The sequence below is a fragment of the Psychrobacter sp. CX90 genome (assembly GCF_057396305.2).
The window spans coordinates 99,996-117,051 of sequence record NZ_CM182008.1; the positions used below are offsets into that span (position 1 = coordinate 99,996).

15 protein-coding genes are annotated in these 17,056 nt (G+C 40.3%); 9 read left to right on the forward strand and 6 right to left on the reverse strand.

The window, feature by feature from the left end; translation table 11 throughout:
- Positions 1–9 precede the first annotated feature (9 nt).
- The 3 genes from lolB to AC2SLN_RS00435 all read right to left on the reverse strand — a co-directional run bounded on the left by lolB (position 10) and on the right by AC2SLN_RS00435 (position 4,379).
- Positions 10–696: a lipoprotein insertase outer membrane protein LolB gene (gene lolB, locus AC2SLN_RS00425; RefSeq protein ID WP_486548956.1), complete on the reverse strand. Its 687-nt coding sequence runs from the start codon at positions 694–696 to the stop codon at positions 10–12.
- Between the two features lie 114 nt (positions 697–810).
- A complete protein-coding gene (locus AC2SLN_RS00430) occupies positions 811–2,634 on the reverse strand; it encodes a tetratricopeptide repeat protein (RefSeq protein WP_486548955.1) in 1,824 nt (607 codons plus the stop codon).
- A gap of 743 nt (positions 2,635–3,377) precedes the next feature.
- Positions 3,378–4,379, reverse strand: a complete 1,002-nt coding sequence (locus AC2SLN_RS00435; protein ID WP_486548954.1) for a polyprenyl synthetase family protein — start codon at positions 4,377–4,379, stop codon at positions 3,378–3,380.
- Between the two features lie 927 nt (positions 4,380–5,306).
- Between AC2SLN_RS00435 and fadB the strand changes: the two genes are divergently transcribed.
- The 5 genes from fadB to AC2SLN_RS00460 all read left to right on the forward strand — a co-directional run bounded on the left by fadB (position 5,307) and on the right by AC2SLN_RS00460 (position 10,907).
- Positions 5,307–7,466, forward strand: coding sequence for a fatty acid oxidation complex subunit alpha FadB (fadB, locus tag AC2SLN_RS00440; RefSeq protein ID WP_486548953.1), 2,160 nt, complete (start codon positions 5,307–5,309; stop codon positions 7,464–7,466).
- 166 nt (positions 7,467–7,632) lie between these two features.
- Positions 7,633–8,805, forward strand: coding sequence for an acetyl-CoA C-acyltransferase FadA (gene fadA, locus AC2SLN_RS00445; RefSeq protein ID WP_486548952.1), 1,173 nt, complete (start codon positions 7,633–7,635; stop codon positions 8,803–8,805).
- A gap of 178 nt (positions 8,806–8,983) precedes the next feature.
- A complete protein-coding gene (locus tag AC2SLN_RS00450; protein ID WP_495057346.1) occupies positions 8,984–9,415 on the forward strand; it encodes a hypothetical protein in 432 nt (143 codons plus the stop codon).
- A gap of 148 nt (positions 9,416–9,563) precedes the next feature.
- Positions 9,564–10,142 (forward strand): isochorismatase family protein, encoded by a 579-nt coding sequence (locus tag AC2SLN_RS00455; RefSeq protein WP_486548950.1) that lies wholly within the window; start codon positions 9,564–9,566, stop codon positions 10,140–10,142.
- Between the two features lie 132 nt (positions 10,143–10,274).
- On the forward strand, positions 10,275–10,907 hold the full coding sequence (locus AC2SLN_RS00460; RefSeq protein ID WP_486548949.1) for an HD domain-containing protein: 633 nt from the start codon (positions 10,275–10,277) through the stop codon (positions 10,905–10,907).
- Here AC2SLN_RS00460 and AC2SLN_RS00465 read toward each other — a convergent pair.
- Positions 10,825–11,328: an IS630 family transposase gene (locus AC2SLN_RS00465; protein ID WP_486548567.1), complete on the reverse strand. Its 504-nt coding sequence runs from the start codon at positions 11,326–11,328 to the stop codon at positions 10,825–10,827. The genes AC2SLN_RS00460 and AC2SLN_RS00465 overlap by 83 nt on opposite strands.
- A 16-nt stretch (positions 11,329–11,344) precedes the next feature.
- Complete coding sequence (locus AC2SLN_RS00470) at positions 11,345–11,662, reverse strand: IS630 transposase-related protein (protein WP_486548337.1); 318 nt, start codon at positions 11,660–11,662, stop codon at positions 11,345–11,347.
- 132 nt (positions 11,663–11,794) lie between these two features.
- Here AC2SLN_RS00470 and AC2SLN_RS00475 point away from each other — a divergent pair, with 132 nt between their 5' ends.
- On the forward strand, positions 11,795–12,397 hold the full coding sequence (locus AC2SLN_RS00475; RefSeq protein ID WP_486550324.1) for a DUF1287 domain-containing protein: 603 nt from the start codon (positions 11,795–11,797) through the stop codon (positions 12,395–12,397).
- A gap of 49 nt (positions 12,398–12,446) precedes the next feature.
- Here the strand turns inward: AC2SLN_RS00475 and asd are convergent, their stop codons facing one another.
- Positions 12,447–13,346, reverse strand: coding sequence for an archaetidylserine decarboxylase (gene asd, locus AC2SLN_RS00480; RefSeq protein WP_486550322.1), 900 nt, complete (start codon positions 13,344–13,346; stop codon positions 12,447–12,449).
- 419 nt (positions 13,347–13,765) lie between these two features.
- Here asd and dtd point away from each other — a divergent pair, with 419 nt between their 5' ends.
- The 3 genes from dtd to phoR all read left to right on the forward strand — a co-directional run bounded on the left by dtd (position 13,766) and on the right by phoR (position 16,853).
- Positions 13,766–14,203: a D-aminoacyl-tRNA deacylase gene (dtd, locus tag AC2SLN_RS00485; RefSeq protein WP_486550312.1), complete on the forward strand. Its 438-nt coding sequence runs from the start codon at positions 13,766–13,768 to the stop codon at positions 14,201–14,203.
- Between the two features lie 328 nt (positions 14,204–14,531).
- Complete coding sequence (phoB, locus tag AC2SLN_RS00490) at positions 14,532–15,233, forward strand: phosphate regulon transcriptional regulator PhoB (protein ID WP_486550310.1); 702 nt, start codon at positions 14,532–14,534, stop codon at positions 15,231–15,233.
- A 240-nt stretch (positions 15,234–15,473) separates the two neighbouring features.
- Entirely contained in the window at positions 15,474–16,853 is a 1,380-nt protein-coding gene (gene phoR / locus AC2SLN_RS00495; RefSeq protein ID WP_486550308.1) for a phosphate regulon sensor histidine kinase PhoR, read from the forward strand.
- Positions 16,854–17,056 lie beyond the last annotated feature (203 nt).

Sequence of the window (17,056 nt, forward strand, 5' to 3'; positions counted from 1 at the left end):
TTCTTAAGTTTAAGGCTGTGTGTGGATAATCGTCATAATAACTCTATGTCCATCGTCACGCTGTACTTTAATCTTGTTGGGTAAGGTATCTTGAGCATTATAACTAAACGTTGCTAACCAATTGGTATTAGTTGCAGTTTTTAAACGACCCATACTGTCTTGCGTACTCTTACTATCAGAAGGGGCAGGATGTCCAGATATCCAGTAAGGCATCTGGGATATGGGCGCAGACCAGCCAGTGGCTTTGTATAATAATTCTTCAGGACTCGCAGCACTCATTTCTCCTGTCTGTTCACTAACCAGCTTTGCCGTGTTGCCGTTATACTCGATAGTGGTATGACCTATGCCTAAAGCGCCGGTAAGATCGATTGCAAATCGATTATTATCTTGAGCCCAGACGTAGAAAGCACTACCAGACTGCGCTGCTTTGCTGTTATTTTGTGGTGTGGTTACACCAATTTTTCCCCGTATATTAAACTTAGGGAGCACTGTAGGCGTCATTATCTGGCTACTTGAATCATGGGGTGCAACCGGTTTGATAGTTTGGCAACCTGAGGTTACAAGCGCACAAGCGATCAAGCTGACTGCCAGTAAATAATGGCTGTCGGTAACTTTTTTCAGTCTGCTTTTGGATACACTCTTGGTTGAGTGTGTGGTTGAATATTTAGATAAGTATTTTTTTGAAAATATTGACATGATAATTCCTAAGTCTTAATCACAATAGTGACGGGCTATTTTGCTAGATTTTATCAGCCCCGGGTAGGGGCAGGGCATAATGGAATGATATATAGTCGAATGGTATACTAGCCTCTAGTAAGCCTGTAAGCGATCACTGATATCTTTTTGACCCAATCCAAAACGATTTTGTAAGTCGGTTAATAATTTTGATACCTCATTATCACGCTCTAACCCTTGATAAGCACGTAATAAAATTATACCCGTATCAAGGGTTGGGGATACTTGATAAGGCACTTCTAAATAATTGACCACGGCTTGGTAACGCTGCTTAGATAAGGCGTCTGCTGCTATTAAATTTAGCGCCATTAAGTAATTGTCTTGACTATAAAATGCTGATTCAAAAGGTAAATCTAATATAGATTGCGCAATCTCAAGTGATTTATCAATATCTTGCTGGTTATCGCTTTCAAATAAAAGTACAGCTAAAGTAATTTTGTAATCGGGATTCTCAGGGTTTAGAAGAATTAACCGATTTAAAAGGCTGCGTTTTAACGTCGCATCCTTATCATTATCGAGTAATTGTGCTCTGGCAAATAATAATTTAGTATCGTCAGGGAAGCGCAGATTTGTGTCGGCTAATATTCTCAGTGCGTCATCAATTTTGTTTTGTTGGCGTAAAATATCTGCCTGCATAATGGCACTATCAGGCGCATAGACATCAAACTGCTCGCTAAATAACTTTAGAGTATCTAAAGCACGTTCAGGTTCGTTTTGTAGTAGTTGAATAGCCACAAGCTTTTTACGGGCTTCTAACACCAAATTTTCTTGCATCACTTTGGATAAGAAGCGCTCAGCTTTGTCATAGTTACCTTGGCGCTCAGCACTGATACCTAAATAATAATAAGCTCGATCAAGATAATAAGGCGAAGAGGCTAGGCCAGAGAGGAGCTCATCAGCTTTTTCATAGGCTTCGATATCGATACTGACCAAAGCTGCAAGTAAGGTTATTTCATCATCTTGGAATAAATCGTGTGCTTCTAGAAGAAGTGCCCAAGCCTCTTTATTTTGACCAAGCGATAAGCGATAGCGAATTTCATATAAATACAAAGTTTTGTTATTAACAAATCTTTTTCGTTCCTTTTCAATATAGCTTAATACTTCTGGATAGGGTTGTAGCTGTTTTATGATATCTGCTTTAAGGGTAATATAAGGGGCATTATTAGGTTGAGCTTTTAAGGCTTTACTAATGCTAACGTAGGCCTTTTCTGGTTGCCCAAGCTGTGACATCAAACCCGCCTCCATCACTTGGATGGATGAGTTTTCGTGGTCTGGTAGGGCTTGCAATGTTTCAAGTAACTTACGTTTATCTGCTGCGTTGGTTGGGTAGATACCAATGAGGATTTCGCTCAAATCTGCTTGAGGGTCGTACTCTAAGATTTGAGTTAGTATATTACCTGCTAAGCTATAATCATAAGCTTTGAGGGCTAAATGAGCGACATAAAATTGAGCAGGGATATGCTCAGGATTCTGCTGCTGCCAAGATTTTGCAAAGCTTAGCGAATCTTCAACGGGCTCATATAACAGTGATAACGAGAGCGCGCGTTCAAAAACGCTAGTGGCATCATTTTTGAATGCTTCTGCTTTATAAATAGACAGCGCTTTGTCTATGTCACCACGATTAGCCAAGAATTCGGCGTGCATCACATTCATAAGACTTGGTCTTTTACGCACTATGGTTTGGTCAGGTGTGACTTGAGATCCAGTGCGATTGTCAATTTTTGACTGCTCTTCCGCTGCTGAACCTGAACTTTGGTTTGTATTTGCTCTATAGTCTACCTTTTTATGCTCTTTAGAGGGCAGTAAAACACGTATGATCGGATCAAACACACCGGCACTGGCTGGTAGTGAATAAGTGGTTATACCAACAACTGTAATGACCAAGCAAACCTTTAACATACGGCGACTTTTTAATCTACTTTTGAGAGTATCAGGTAATTTATATTTAGACCCAGCTTTCTTTTTATTTGACTTATTTGAGCTAGATGAATAAGTGAAATGGGGTGCCCACAGACGTGTGCTAGCACAACGAAAATAGTTTTCGCATTCTATATTATCGCCTTCAATGAAGGTTTTAGACGGATTTAAATGGCGTAGGAATATCATAGTGAGCCGATAATAATTAAGTATAACCAAAGTCATTTTAAACGCTTACCCTAGTAACGTCGCTTGCTGTACCCAATTTAATCAATCAGCGACTATCTAAGCTCGGTTGTTTTATAACCATTTATTAAGGCAACTTCTTATCAAGGTAACTTCGACTATAGACTATTCCCTAAAGCGGATAGTGAGTAGCAAAAATAAAACATTCAATGTTGAACTTGATTTAACTAGAGCACAACTAAGAGAATATAGCTGAGTAGTATAATCAGTTTACCAAGTAAAGTTCGTATACTGTGCAACTGTAATGGACTAAAGACATTATACAATTACTAAAAAAATACTTAGACTAAAAATTAAGTGAGTAATAATAAGTACGGTGTTCACAGCCAGACCAACCGAGACGGCGTTACTAGTAAGAGTGGTTTGACTACATATGATAAAACCTATTATGACTTTATGCCTTAACTCTATCTTAACTATCGATTGTTAACTATTAATATTGGTATATTATCATTTTAGATAGTTATTTCATCGGGTAATTACTTTTGACGTGTCCATAACCAATCGGCCAATCCGTGCAAGTAAGTATAGTTGCCAAAGGTTTGGGTAATTGCATTGTTTGCTGAACTAAATAGTGTTTGGGCATAGTTTTGAGCGTCGTCAACACCCATTAGCTTAACATAGGTAGATTTATTTAACGCTTCATCGCTACCAGCAGGTTTGCCTAAATCTTGGGTATTGCTAATCACATCTAAGATATCATCCTGTACTTGAAACGCTAAGCCAATGTTAGTAGCAAACTCTTGTAAAGCCAGCAATTGACTGTGTTTATCACTGTTTTCATCAGCTTCAGTTAAGGCACATAACCCACCCATCAATGTAGCCGCTTCAATCAGCGCGCCTGTTTTGTCACGGTGTATGGCCTCTAGTGCATCCTGCTGTACTGTTTTGTTCTCTGCGTTTATATCTAGCATTTGACCCATTACCATGCGACGGGCACGGGGGGTAAAGACTTTCAGGGTATCAATAGACTGTGTAACTGATACGGGTTCAAAATCAGCAATGTCCGCTGTCAATACTTCAAACGCTAAGGTTTGCAGTACATCACCTGCTAATAGGGCTGTCGCCTCATTAAACTTAATATGGCATGTGGCTCGCCCACGACGTAAGTCATCATCATCCATACAAGGCAGATCGTCATGAATGAGTGAATAGGTATGTAGTAGTTCAACAGCTAGCATAGCACGGCGGCAAGCGTCGTTTAAAAAAAGGATATCAACTTGAGCATTTGTTGTGGTTTTCATCACAGTTTGGTAGCTGGCGGCAACCAGTAAAGGCCGAACCCGCTTGCCATTGCCTTGGATTGCATAAGCACAAGCATCCCTTAAGGGACTGGGAATATTGGCATGTTTTAGGACGGTTTCGATGTCCTTTTGTAGAGTCGTTAACACTATCTCTGATAAGGCCTTGAATTGGGCTATAGCTTGAATCTGGTTGTGAGTCTTATTAGGAAAGCGGTGTAGAGTGTTGGGTTTTGTCATGAGGTTATAATGAGTCTTATGTAATGATTTTTGGATAAGCCAGTTTTGAGTATAAGCTAGGATCAATGAGCTAGAGAAGTCTTGAGTTCAACTTATTTAGTAAGCATCTCAACAATGGGTTTTAATAGTAATTATTATTTAACATATTGTTTTATAAAGCATTTTTAAATTATATTTCTTAAGTTATATAAAGATATATGATATATAGGGGTATCTGGGTAATGGGCTAGTTTAGCATGAAGCATAAAAAATTATAGTAGAGATTATAACCATGAACTTGGGCTCTTTTTATTAAAAAAAGGTTATATTCATTGACGGTAAGTACTTTGATAACATTCGTTAAATCGTACTTAAACAGCTTTCAGGTAATTAAGTACTAGAAAAGCAAAGAGTATAAATTATACGTAGGGCGTGTCCTCAATTCGTACAATTGCATTTAAATGGGCTAAAAATAGCTAAATCTTGTCATACCACGTCAAATAACGGGGAAATATCTCGATATTTACCTATTATTTTCCTTGTCTGACTGCGATTTATCTTATTTTTATCTCCATCTTCAAAATGAGGACACGCCCTAATGAATAGGGTTAGTTAATTAGATACGTTTCATGCTTTGATATTGGATATTTGCGCATACAAAATAGATTAAGTATGACCTATGAGTCAAGCATTGCGCTTTGACATGAGTATCATATTGCACCAGTATCCGTGGTTAAGTAATTTCGTTTAAAACCTCTAACCAAAATTTATAAAATCTAACTAAACCTTCATAAATATTGTTTAGAATCTAATGTATGTCGACTGTATGTATTAGAGCGTCTCTTCATTTATAGTCAGTTATGCGTTAATAATCTAAATGAGGACACGGCCTAGAATACAATCAAAAGTTTGATAAAACTTCTATCTATAAGAAATAAGGGGATTTACATGATATATCAAGGTAACCGTATTATCGTATCGATGTTAGACGATGGTATCGCTAACATGCAATTTAATGCAGAAAACGAAAGCGTTAATAAATTTGACGCTGATACGAATAAACAGTTTGATGAAGCGGTAACTGCTTTAGAGCAGTCAAGTGACGTTAAAGGTTTAATTGTGACCTCAAGCAAAGGCGTGTTTATTGCGGGTGCTGATATCACAGAATTTGTGGGGCATTTTAACAAAGAAGCGGCTGAAATTGAGAAGTGGATTGTTGAGATTAATGATGTATTCAACCGCTTTGAAGACCTTCCTTTCCCAAAAGTTGCGGCAATTAACGGTGCAGCATTGGGTGGCGGCTGTGAAATGACGCTAGTCTGTGAATACCGTGTGATGGGCCAAAAAGCTCAGATCGGTCTTCCAGAAACTCAATTAGGTATTTTCCCAGGCTTTGGCGGTAGTGTGCGTACCCCACGTATTATCGGTATTGATAATGCGTTAGAGATGATCGCTACGGGTAAAGCTAAAAAGCCAGAAGAAGCCTTAAAACTGGGCTTGGTTGATGCGGTTGTGGCACAAGATGATTTAGAAGCCGCTGCTGTGGATTTAGTCAAAAAATGTATCGCAGGAGAGCTTGATTGGCAAGCCAAACGTGATGAGAAGTTAAACCCAGTTAAGCTAAACCAGCTTGAGCAAGCCATGGCATTTAATAGTGCCAAAGGTGCAATTTTTGCTAAAGCCAATCCAAAACAGTATCCAGCCGTTGCTATTGCGGTTGAAACCATCGAAAAACACGTTAATTTACCACGTGATAAAGCAATTTTGGTTGAAGCAGCTGGTTTTGTAAAAGCCGCTAAAACACCACAAGCTGAAAGCTTAGTTGGTCTATTTTTAAACGATCAAGCCGTTAAGAAATTAGCCAAAAAGCACAGCAAACAAGCACATGATATTAATGAAGCGGCTGTACTGGGTGCTGGCATCATGGGCGGCGGTATTGCCTATCAAGCGGCGTCAAAAGGTCTGCCTATTATCATGAAAGACATTAAGTCTGAGCAATTAGACTTAGGTATGGGTGAGGCGAGCAAGCTATTGGGCAAAATGGTTGAGCGTCAGAAGATGACCCCAGCGCAAATGGGTGAAACGCTAAGCCGTATCCGTCCAACGCTAAACTACGGCGACTTTGGTGAAACAGATATCGTTATTGAAGCGGTTGTTGAAAATCCAAAAGTAAAACATGCGGTATTAAAAGAAGTCGAAGGCTTGGTTAAAGAAAACGCTATTTTAGCCTCAAATACGTCGACGATTTCTATTACTTATCTGGCAACTGTGCTTGAGCGTCCTGAAAACTTTGTCGGTATGCATTTCTTTAACCCCGTACACCGTATGCCATTAGTCGAAGTCATTCGCGGTGAGAAGTCATCTGAAGAAGCGATTGCCACGACTGTTGCACTAGCGCAGCGTATGGGTAAAGTGCCCGTTGTGGTTAATGATTGCCCTGGCTTCTTAGTGAACCGTGTGTTGTTCCCATACTTTGGTGCCTTTGACTTGCTATTGAAGCAAGGTGCAGACTTCGTCCATGTGGATAAAGTTATGGAGAAATTTGGCTGGCCAATGGGTCCTGCCTACTTAATTGACGTGGTTGGTTTAGATACCGGTGTACATGGTGCGGAAGTGATGGCGGAAGGTTTCCCAGATCGCATGAAGCCTGACTATAAAGGCGCAATTAAACACTTATTTGAAAATCAACGCCTTGGTCAGAAAAACGGTGTTGGCTTCTACAAATACGAAAAAGACAAACGGGGTAAGCCTAAGAAAACAGCAGATGACGCTACTTATGAGCTGTTAAAAGAGACCACAGATAGCCAAACTCAAGAGTTTGAAGATCAAACCATTATTGATCGCATGATGCTGGCTTTCTGTAACGAGACCGTTCGCTGCTTAGAAGACAATATCGTCGCAACCCCTGCTGAGGCTGATATGGCGATGATTATGGGTGTTGGTTTCCCACCATTCCGCGGTGGCCCATGTCGCTATATCGATCAAGTCGGACTTGATAACTACTTAGCATTATGTGAGAAATATGCATCCCTTGGCAAAGCTTATGATGCACCGCAGAAGATTCGTGATATGGCAGCAGCTGGCGAGACTTTTTACCCAAAAGCATAACGTTTACAAGCTTGATATGACCAATTAATAAACAATTAATGAGCTATCTGCTTAACCAGTATTCATAATAACTTTTAAAACATATGACGCACAAAGACATGACATAAAAACTTATGAGTCTGTTCATCTGGCTTAGGCAGATACACAAAAATTTAAGGAGTATTAAATGACAACTTTAAGTCCAAAAGACGTGGTCATCGTAGATGGTGTACGTTCTGCAATGGGTAAATCGAAGAATGGTATGTTCCGCAATGTACGTGCGGATGACCTATCAGCTGAGCTGATGCGTGCTTTAATAAAGCGTAATGATTTTGATCCCAATGATATTGAAGATGTCATCTGGGGTTGTGTGCAGCAAACACTAGAACAAGCTTACAACATTGGACGTAACAGCGCTTTAATGGCAGATATCCCAAAAACAACGGGTGGTCAAACGGTCAACCGTCTTTGTGGGTCTTCTATGCAAGCACTTCATACTGCTGCTGCTCAAATCATGACCAACCAAGGTGATATCTTCATCGTTGGTGGTGTCGAGCATATGGGTCACGTTGGCATGATGCACGGGGTGGATATTAACCCCGCTGCGTCTAAGCACTTCGCCAAAGCGTCATTTATGATGGGCCTAACGGCAGAAATGCTAGGTCGTATGAATAATGTCTCACGTGAAGAGCAAGATGCTTTTGCGTTTGAGTCCCATCGCCGTGCTTGGGAAGCGACAACTGAGGGTCGTTTTGACAATGAAATCGTGGGTATTGAAGGGCATGATGAGAAAGGTCGTTTGCAGCTGTGCACCGTTGACGAAGTCATCCGTCCTGATACTACGATGGAGTCACTAGCGAAGTTGCGTCCTGTGTTTGATCCTGCCCATGGTACAGTGACTGCTGCCACCTCTTCTGCGTTATCAGATGGTGCCTCTGCTATGCTGGTTATGAGTGCACAAAAAGCAAAAGACTTAGGCTTGAAGCCACGTGCCCGTATCCGCAGTATGGCAATTGCTGGCTGTGATGCCGCTATTATGGGTTATGGCCCTGTACCAGCGACGCAAAAAGCACTGAAACGTGCTGGCATGAGTCTTGATGATATGCAAACCATTGAGCTGAATGAAGCCTTCGCTGCTCAAAGCTTGTCGGTATTGAAAGCGCTTAACTTAACAGATAAGCAAGATATCATTAATATCAATGGTGGTGCAATTGCCTTAGGTCATCCACTGGGCTGTTCTGGTGCCCGTATTACGGTAACGCTTCTAAACGCTATGGAGCAGATGGATACTGAAATTGGTCTGTCTACCATGTGTATTGGCCTCGGTCAAGGTATCTCAACCATTATCGAGCGTGTGTAACTGTCGTATTTGTTTAAAGTGATGACAAATATACTATAGCGATTGAGAAATCATATTTTCTTGCATAAAAAGCACCTCTAGCGTAATGTTAGAGGTGCTTTTCTCCTCTAATTATTCTAAACAACCTAACAGTGGGAGAGTGTATGTGATTAAAAGTAATAAAACCAAGAGGTCAAATTTGAAGCCCAAAAAAGTATTTCCCATCGTACTGTTAGCATCACTATTTTCTGGTGTTACTGCGATGTTTGTCGGTCAACTAGCCATCGCAGATAATACTATTGTAGAGAGCACTATTAAGGTCAAAAACAGTACCGCTAACCTCAAAGATACTACTCAGATAAAGGGTGCTAGTGACTTAAAACCGCATACTTTAACCGGTCATATTACAAAAACACTAGAGCAGTTTAGTCTCACGACTGATGATGGTCTTCAGTATCACGTTTATGATCCTAATCATGTCCTCGATAAGCTTGCTAAGAAAAAAAATATACAGAATAGCTTGTATGAGATGGACGGGGTAAAAATTAAAGCAATGATCAGTGGCGTTGGCAAATACGGCCATATGGGATTTTATAAGCGTCAGATTACTATCCTTACAGTTAGCGGATAAATAATTTACGATGCATCGGGCTTATTACCGATAATAAATATTTGCCTAAATAACGTGTATAAGTAAAGGGCTTGACCACTTCCGTTAAATGTTACTTAATAAGCTAAATTAAATATTCCAATTTTTTCGCAGATACAAGGAGTGTATTATGGAACATACCTATACCACAGACAAAACCTATCGCATCAAGCGTGATAATTGCCAAGCTATCATTATTGATGTGCAAGAAAAACTAACGCCACACATTTATCGCCATGAAGACATCCTTAATAAAACGGTTACCTTGATTCAAGGCTTGCAGGCATTAGAGATTCCAATTTTGCTTAATGAGCAGTATAAAAAGGGGTTAGGCAATACCGTGCCCGAAATTATGGACGTGTTAGACACCGATAAATCCCAAGCGGTAGAAAAGGTCACTTTTAGTGCGTGTGATAATGCTCAAGCATGGAATTATTTAGCACAGCAAAACAGAACGTCCGTATTGGTGTTTGGTGTAGAAACACATGTTTGTGTGATGCAAACGGTGCTTGACTTGCTTGATAATGGCATGCAGCCTGTCGTTATTGCTGATGCCACGGGTTCACGAAGTGCGTATGACCGTAAACAAGCCATCCGCCGCATGCGCCGAGCTGGTGCGGTTATTACTACCACAGAGGCTATCTTGTTTGAGCTATGCCGTTCAAGCAAAGACCCAGCGTTTAAGACCATCAGTAACTTGGTTAAGTAATCTATTTTACTATTAGTATCAGTTAACAAAGCCCATTATGTATAATGGGCTTTTTGATTTACCTTTTATCATGATAAATAAAATTGAGTTTGAATGATGAATGTCTAAAACTGTCTGATTAGCGAGCCGACTATGCCACTTACTCAAACCAATAACATTAATATCAACAATGTTACTCATTTTCTATTGCAGCTAGATGCCCTTAAAAGGGTCGATCGTCGTAGTTATGTGACACAGACTACTCGATTAGAGAACTCAGCAGAACATTCATGGCATTTAGCCATGGCGTGTTGGTCTATTGCTGAGCTATTTAAACTGGATGTGAATCATGAAAAACTACTTAAAATGGCATTAGTGCATGACCTAGGCGAGATAGATGCAGGGGATACGTTCTTATATGCTAATACTCGAAGTGAAGCTCATGTAGAGGAGCGAAAAGGCATTGAACGGTTGCAAGCTGAGCGTGGCAATGGTATTTACAATTTGCTCGATATATGGGAGGAGCAAGAGACTGGAGTAAGCAGAGAAACCCAGCTATTAAAAGTCGTTGATCGTCTGTTGCCCTTTTTACTAAATCTAAATACTCAGGGTAAAACATGGGTGGACTTAGATATAAAACGTAGCCAAGTGGAAAAAGCACATGCGTTTATAGCCGATAGCTTTCCTGCTATAGTCAGCGAAGTTAAAAATAGTCACAGAGCCAAAGGAAATAAAAGAATAAAGTATCGATGCAGTCTATCCTCCAATCTTTGCGTTTACGTTTGACCCAAGCCCAGACCTGTTCAATAGGGTTTAGGTCTGGACTATATGGTGGTAACCATAAAATGGTATGTCCTGCATTTTCGATTAGCTCTTGTATATCTTGTCTTTTATGAAAGGTTGCATTGTCCATTACAATAACACTTTCATTAGGCAATTGAGGCAGTAATAACTGCATTACCCAACTATGAAACACATCACTATTAATACTACTGTCGTAAAGTCCGACACTGAACAGTACGTTGTTGTAGATAGCTCCAATAGCATTCGTCTGATTCTTTAGTTGCCAATTGTACTCACCTAAGCATGGTTGACCTTTGTACGAGTAGCCATGAGGTCTGTTGTCATGAGCCTTAAACCCACTTTCGTCTAAATAGATAATAGGTCTACCGTCACTTTCAAATTGCCACAATTGTTCAAGAAATATCTGTCTTCTTGCCTCGTCAGCCTTCGGATGGTGTAGTGTCTTTTTTTTGAGTGATACCTAAACGCTTTAAGGCAGTTGCTATACCTCTGTCGCTACAATTAAAGCGTCTTGCTCGCTCATAATGGTAGTCATCAGGATGTGCTTTAACGTCAGCGATAAGTGCCTCGTTGTCTATTTTCGCTGGTGCTCGTTGGTATTTCTTTGGTTCAGGGTTTTTCCTCCAGCGTTGAATAGTAGTGGCACTGATCTGATATTCTTCAACAAGCTCTCGGTAGCTGTAGCCTGCTTCTAGGTTGTCTAGTATCATTTGTCTGTAATCTTTGGAGTATGCCATAGACTTTAGTGTAACCCTTTTTCGATTCGCTGACTATATTCATAGCTGGATATCGACACAAATTGATTATGCGACTAGCCAAGGTTGGTTGAGGCGTAGTTAAAAAATAGGGTACATAAGGAAAGACAAATGATGCGCTTATTAATCAACAAGACCATATTTAAGATGGTCGCTTTTATCAGTCTATTTGTCGTGTCTCAGATAGTCCAGGCAAGCGGTTTTTTGAGTAATGGTAATAAATTGGCAGAAGATGCCAAAAAACAAATTGGCGTAACCGTCAGTTACGACCCTGCGTATCGTCGTTTAGAATTTCCTCGAGGGGATGTGCCACAATCAACGGGTGTTTGCACAGATGTGGTCATACGAGCGTATCGCTTGCAAAATATTGATCTGCAGCAATTGGTCAATTTTGATATGAAAAACAACTTTGCAGATTACCCCAATATTTGGGGATTAAATGGCACTGATAAGAATATTGACCATCGCCGTGTCCCCAACCTTGAAGTGTTTTTTGAACGAAATGGACAGACTTTAAGCACCACCGACCAATCCAGCTTTAAGGCAGGCGATATCGTCACTTGGCGTTTACCAAATAACAACTTACCTCATATCGGCATCGTTTCAAACAAAAGCGCAAGCGATGGCACGCCTTTGATTATTCATAATATTGGAAGAGGCACACAAGAAGACAATGTACTGTTCCGTTTCCCGATTAAGGGGCATTATCGCTATTAGGCTCAAACAGTGTCAATAACCATGAATATGCTTCGATAAATGGTTTTGCTTATTGTGTTGATTGACTCTGTACTGTACCCAATAGCTGACCCATTTTAACCACTGATCCATGTGCCAGATCTTGGTGCCATGTCACACCAGTTGACTTTGGCATAATTAAAATAGCCGTAGAACCTAAATAGAAACGACCCAGTTCCTCACCTTTTTTTAGGTCCATATCGTGTGTTTGCATTTGAATGTCTTTACTACGCTTAATCTTACCAGTAGCCACTGTCTCAATACCCGCAACAATCATTGCGCCGACCAATACCACAATGGCACGACCATACTCAGTGTCAAAGATACACACTAAGCGCTCATTACGGGCAAATAAATCGGGTACGTTTGCAGCAGTCACATTATTCACAGAAAAAAGTGTGCCCGGCACATAGCGGGTTTCGATAAGCTTACCATCAAATGGCATGTGGACACGATGGTAATTGCTCGGCGCCAGATACACTGTTGTAAAACTACCGCCCTCATAATAATTACCAGACTCAAGTTTGGTATCCGCTATTAATTGACCCACATCATAATGACGCCCTTTCGCTTGTAACAACTGATTGGATTCAATGTGCCCGATTTGAGAAATCATACCATCAGCTGGCGAGACAATACCTGTCATACTGGTGTCGATAGGGCGGGCGTTGTCATCTAATTCACGGGTAAAAAAATCGTTAAAACTGTCAAAGTCGCTTAAATTTTTACGCCCATAGTCATCTAAAGTGATGCCGTAGGCTTTAGCAAAAGTCGTTACAAATGCCTTTTTAACCAGCGGATTTTGGCTTGAAGCCAGTTTGCCAGCAACTTCACTAAGCTTTTGCTGCGGCACCATGTGTTGCAACGTGGTAAAGAGAGTGTCTTTAGTAGCAACTTTTTTTAAGGTGTTTTTTATGTCAATTTTTATCATAGTCATAAGTAAGTTTTTAGGTATTAATGAGTGTCACACTCAATTAATAAGATAGAGAAAGGGAGTGTAAGGCAATAGTGTTAGAGTAACAATGTCAGAGTAATGATGGCAGAGCAATAGTAGCATAGTCAAAGCAATCTTAAATAGTTTTAGAGGACGTTATAAAAAGTTACTTTCACTGGTTATACTTTTTGTAATTTACAGCTTTTAGTTCGCAGTTTTAACCAAAAAGCTAATGTCTACTCTCGGTTGTCCTCTACCGTCTTTATCTTTAATTGTTTCTCTAGACAACTTTGATGGTAATTCGCTTGATTTATAAGATAAAGTTTATCATGATTTGATGACTATGAAACTTAGATGACGGTTTTATAGGCCTATTAATTAAGTGTTTTTTTAAAGTATATTGTAAGGTAGGGCGAATGAAAGCATTAATACAGCGAGTAACTCAGGCGAGTGTGCAAGTAAATGGCGACATGATAGGGCAGATTGAGCAGGGTATATTGGCTTATATTGGTATTGGCCATAATGATAGCGTCGACACTGCTAAAAAGTTAATCGATAAAATATTGAACTATCGCATTTTTGAGAATAAAGAGGGCAAACTTGACAAAAATGTGCAACAAGTAGACGGCGGCTTGCTATTGGTGTCGCAGTTTACTCTGATGGCAAAAACAGACAAAGGGCGTCGTCCCGATTTTGGCGGTGCAATGAAACCTGCTGATGCCGAGGCTTTATTTAATGAGTTGGTGGCATATGCTCAAGCCCAGTATCAGAACGTCGCCACTGGGCAATTTGGTGCATTTATGCAGGTAAAATCCACCAATGACGGTCCGATAAATTTCATATTAGAGATTTAAAAGTTAAGTAGCTGCTGTGTCAGCATAGATCATCTTATGCACAATGCAATTAAAGTAAATTAAAGTAACTTTAGCCATTAAATAATAAGCGACTTTGACTCTTCAATAGGACAAAAATCATTAAAAGTATTCATTAAAAGTAACTAAACTTACCTTTTGTCATCTCACTGTCATATTTCTACGTTGTAATATAACCGTCATATTTCAGTCATCAAATTGGCTTTGGTCACTTTAACTCGTCGGTTTTAAACTCGCTATTAAACAAGTTAGTTTAAACCAGCGATTTTACAGACTGCTCAATCTGAGATGCTTTTAAGGGGTATTTTAAATGAATAATGAAACCGTATTAGTGGTTGAGGATGAACCAGCCATTCGTGAAATGATAGTTACCACGCTTGAGATGGCGGGGTTTGAATGTCTGCAAGCAGAAGATGTGAGTGAAGCACACCATCAGGTAGTGGATCATCGCCCTGCTATCATATTACTGGATTGGATGTTACCAGGGGGGCAATCTGGCATTGATTTTTGTCGTCGATTAAAAAAGGATGACTTACTATCAGAGATTCCCGTCATTATGTTAACCGCAAAAGGTGAAGAAGATAATAAAGTCCAAGGTCTTGACGCTGGGGCAGATGATTATATTACTAAACCTTTTTCAACGCGTGAACTGATATCTCGAATTAAGGCAGTACTGCGCCGTAGCAATGCCTTATCGGGTGATAAACCCATTGAGGCTGAAGGATTGAGCCTTGATCCAGTAAGTCAGCGGGTAACGGCTGATGGCACACCAGTAGAAATAGGACCCACTGAATATCGTTTACTCGCCTTTTTTATGAGTCATCCTGAACGTGCCTATACACGAACCCAACTTTTAGACCAAGTATGGGGTGGTAATGTGTATGTGGAAGACCGCACAATTGATGTTCATATTAGACGTTTGCGTAAGGTGCTACAGCCACATGACTATGCGGGGTTTATTCAAACGGTACGCGGCACGGGTTATCGCTTCTCAACAAAAATTCATGGCTAGTCAGTAGTCAGTTAGCGTGATTGGTCAGTCGGTGTTAGTAGCTGGGGCATGGCTTAGCAACGTGGCCTATTAATAGGGCTTTTAAATATGGACTTTCTACCGGTATTTTTGATAGGCACAGCCAAGTTGCTTGAGACTGAAGTGGCTGTATTGATTTAGCGGTTTTTGTTTATTAGCGGTTTTTGTTTAAAAATAACAAAAGTGTATTTTAAAAGCCAAAGATGTGAAGTTGAGAGTGTTATGAGTCAACAGCCTGAGCGGGTCGAAACAACGAAAAGAGAGAGTAGAAAGGCGTCTTTTGCTTTAACGCCTAATGCATCTACATTGTTTTGGGCGGATTTTAAGTGGCTACTGACTTGGGTAATCATTGGCGGTATATCTGGATGGTATCTAAACTCTCTTGCTTGGGGCATCGTTGCTGGTATGCTCTGCTTTTATATTTGGCGTGCCTATGCTATGGAGCAATTTTATAAATGGCTTAGTGGCTCGTTGACGCTCCCACCACCTGATTTTTCAGGTAGTCTCTCTTTTGCTGCCAGTCAATTGTACGAAAGTAAAAAGCAGGAGCAGATTACCCATCAAAAAATGATGGGGTTGGTCAAAAAAATACGCAGTTCGCTATTAGCTCTGCAAGATACAGTGATATTACTAGATAGCAATGACAGGCTTGAGTGGTGGAATCAAGCTGCTGAAAACTTGCTTGAATTACGTTCTGAGGATCAGGGGCGTAATATTCTTGAACTCATCGAAATTCCCGAGTTCCATGATTACTATACTACCGTTACCTCGCCAAATGAGGGGATTAGATTAACCTCGTGGCGAGATTCCACTCGGTTCTTACAGTGTGAGGTTACTCACTTTGGTAGTGAGAAGCTGCTAATTATATATGACGTAACCCGTTTGCAGCATCTGGAGCAAATGCGTAAAGACTTTGTGGGTAATGTATCGCATGAGCTACGTACACCGCTTACAGTACTTATGGGTTACATTGAAACTTTCTCAGATCAGCCAGACTTAGATCCAAAGTGGCGCCGTGGATTTAAATTAATGACTCAGCAAACTCGGCGCATGAATAGTATTATTAATGATTTACTGCTGCTTTCACGCTTAGAGAATGAGGAGATATCTAGTGAAGCCTGTGTAGATATTCCCCGTCTATTAACTCATATTTTTGATGATGCCCAAGTATACAATAGAGAGTATGGTCATTTAATTGACTTACATATCGATTCTCAAAAAAACCTATATGGTTCAGAGACTTATCTGAATAGTGCATTATTAAATTTAGTGACCAATGCCATTAAATATACCCTTAAAGGCGGCGAGATTAGCATTTCGTGGCAAGAGGTTAAAGGGGGATGTCTGTTTTCAGTGAGTGATAATGGTATTGGTATTGCCGAAGAGCACATTGAACGCTTAACAGAGCGTTTTTACCGAGTAGATAGTGGTCGTAGCCGAGCGACAGGGGGCACAGGCTTAGGTTTAGCCATTGTTAAACATGTGCTGTATCAACATGGTGCAAAGTTGACTATTGAATCGACATTAAATAAAGGCTCAACTTTCCATGCCTTTTTTCCAGAAGAGCGGGTTTGCGGTGAGAGCATTACTAATTCGCAGTAACGCTATAAACATTCAGTAAAAACGTATTAAATCGTACCAACGTTAAGCTTCATCAGCCCTAACCGTAACAAAGATAAAAATACAAAGACCTAAAAAGAGCCCATCCAAGTAGGACGGGCTCATCTTTATTTCACATATATCATATAGGGTTTCATGCTTATATCTTCATATCAATGCTTCAGCTTTTACTGGCAGTGGGCTGA

Coding starts and splice junctions, on each gene's coding strand:
- AC2SLN_RS00470 (WP_486548337.1), bottom strand. CDS start 11,662: ATGGCATACTCCAAAGATTACAGACAAATGATACTAGACAACCTAGAA.
- asd (WP_486550322.1), bottom strand. CDS start 13,346: ATGATAAAAATTGACATAAAAAACACCTTAAAAAAAGTTGCTACTAAA.
- AC2SLN_RS00435 (WP_486548954.1), bottom strand. CDS start 4,379: ATGACAAAACCCAACACTCTACACCGCTTTCCTAATAAGACTCACAAC.
- fadA (WP_486548952.1), top strand. CDS start 7,633: ATGACAACTTTAAGTCCAAAAGACGTGGTCATCGTAGATGGTGTACGT.
- AC2SLN_RS00430 (WP_486548955.1), bottom strand. CDS start 2,634: ATGTTAAAGGTTTGCTTGGTCATTACAGTTGTTGGTATAACCACTTAT.
- AC2SLN_RS00475 (WP_486550324.1), top strand. CDS start 11,795: ATGCGCTTATTAATCAACAAGACCATATTTAAGATGGTCGCTTTTATC.
- fadB (WP_486548953.1), top strand. CDS start 5,307: ATGATATATCAAGGTAACCGTATTATCGTATCGATGTTAGACGATGGT.
- dtd (WP_486550312.1), top strand. CDS start 13,766: ATGAAAGCATTAATACAGCGAGTAACTCAGGCGAGTGTGCAAGTAAAT.
- AC2SLN_RS00460 (WP_486548949.1), top strand. CDS start 10,275: ATGCCACTTACTCAAACCAATAACATTAATATCAACAATGTTACTCAT.
- phoB (WP_486550310.1), top strand. CDS start 14,532: ATGAATAATGAAACCGTATTAGTGGTTGAGGATGAACCAGCCATTCGT.
- AC2SLN_RS00455 (WP_486548950.1), top strand. CDS start 9,564: ATGGAACATACCTATACCACAGACAAAACCTATCGCATCAAGCGTGAT.
- phoR (WP_486550308.1), top strand. CDS start 15,474: ATGAGTCAACAGCCTGAGCGGGTCGAAACAACGAAAAGAGAGAGTAGA.
- lolB (WP_486548956.1), bottom strand. CDS start 696: ATGTCAATATTTTCAAAAAAATACTTATCTAAATATTCAACCACACAC.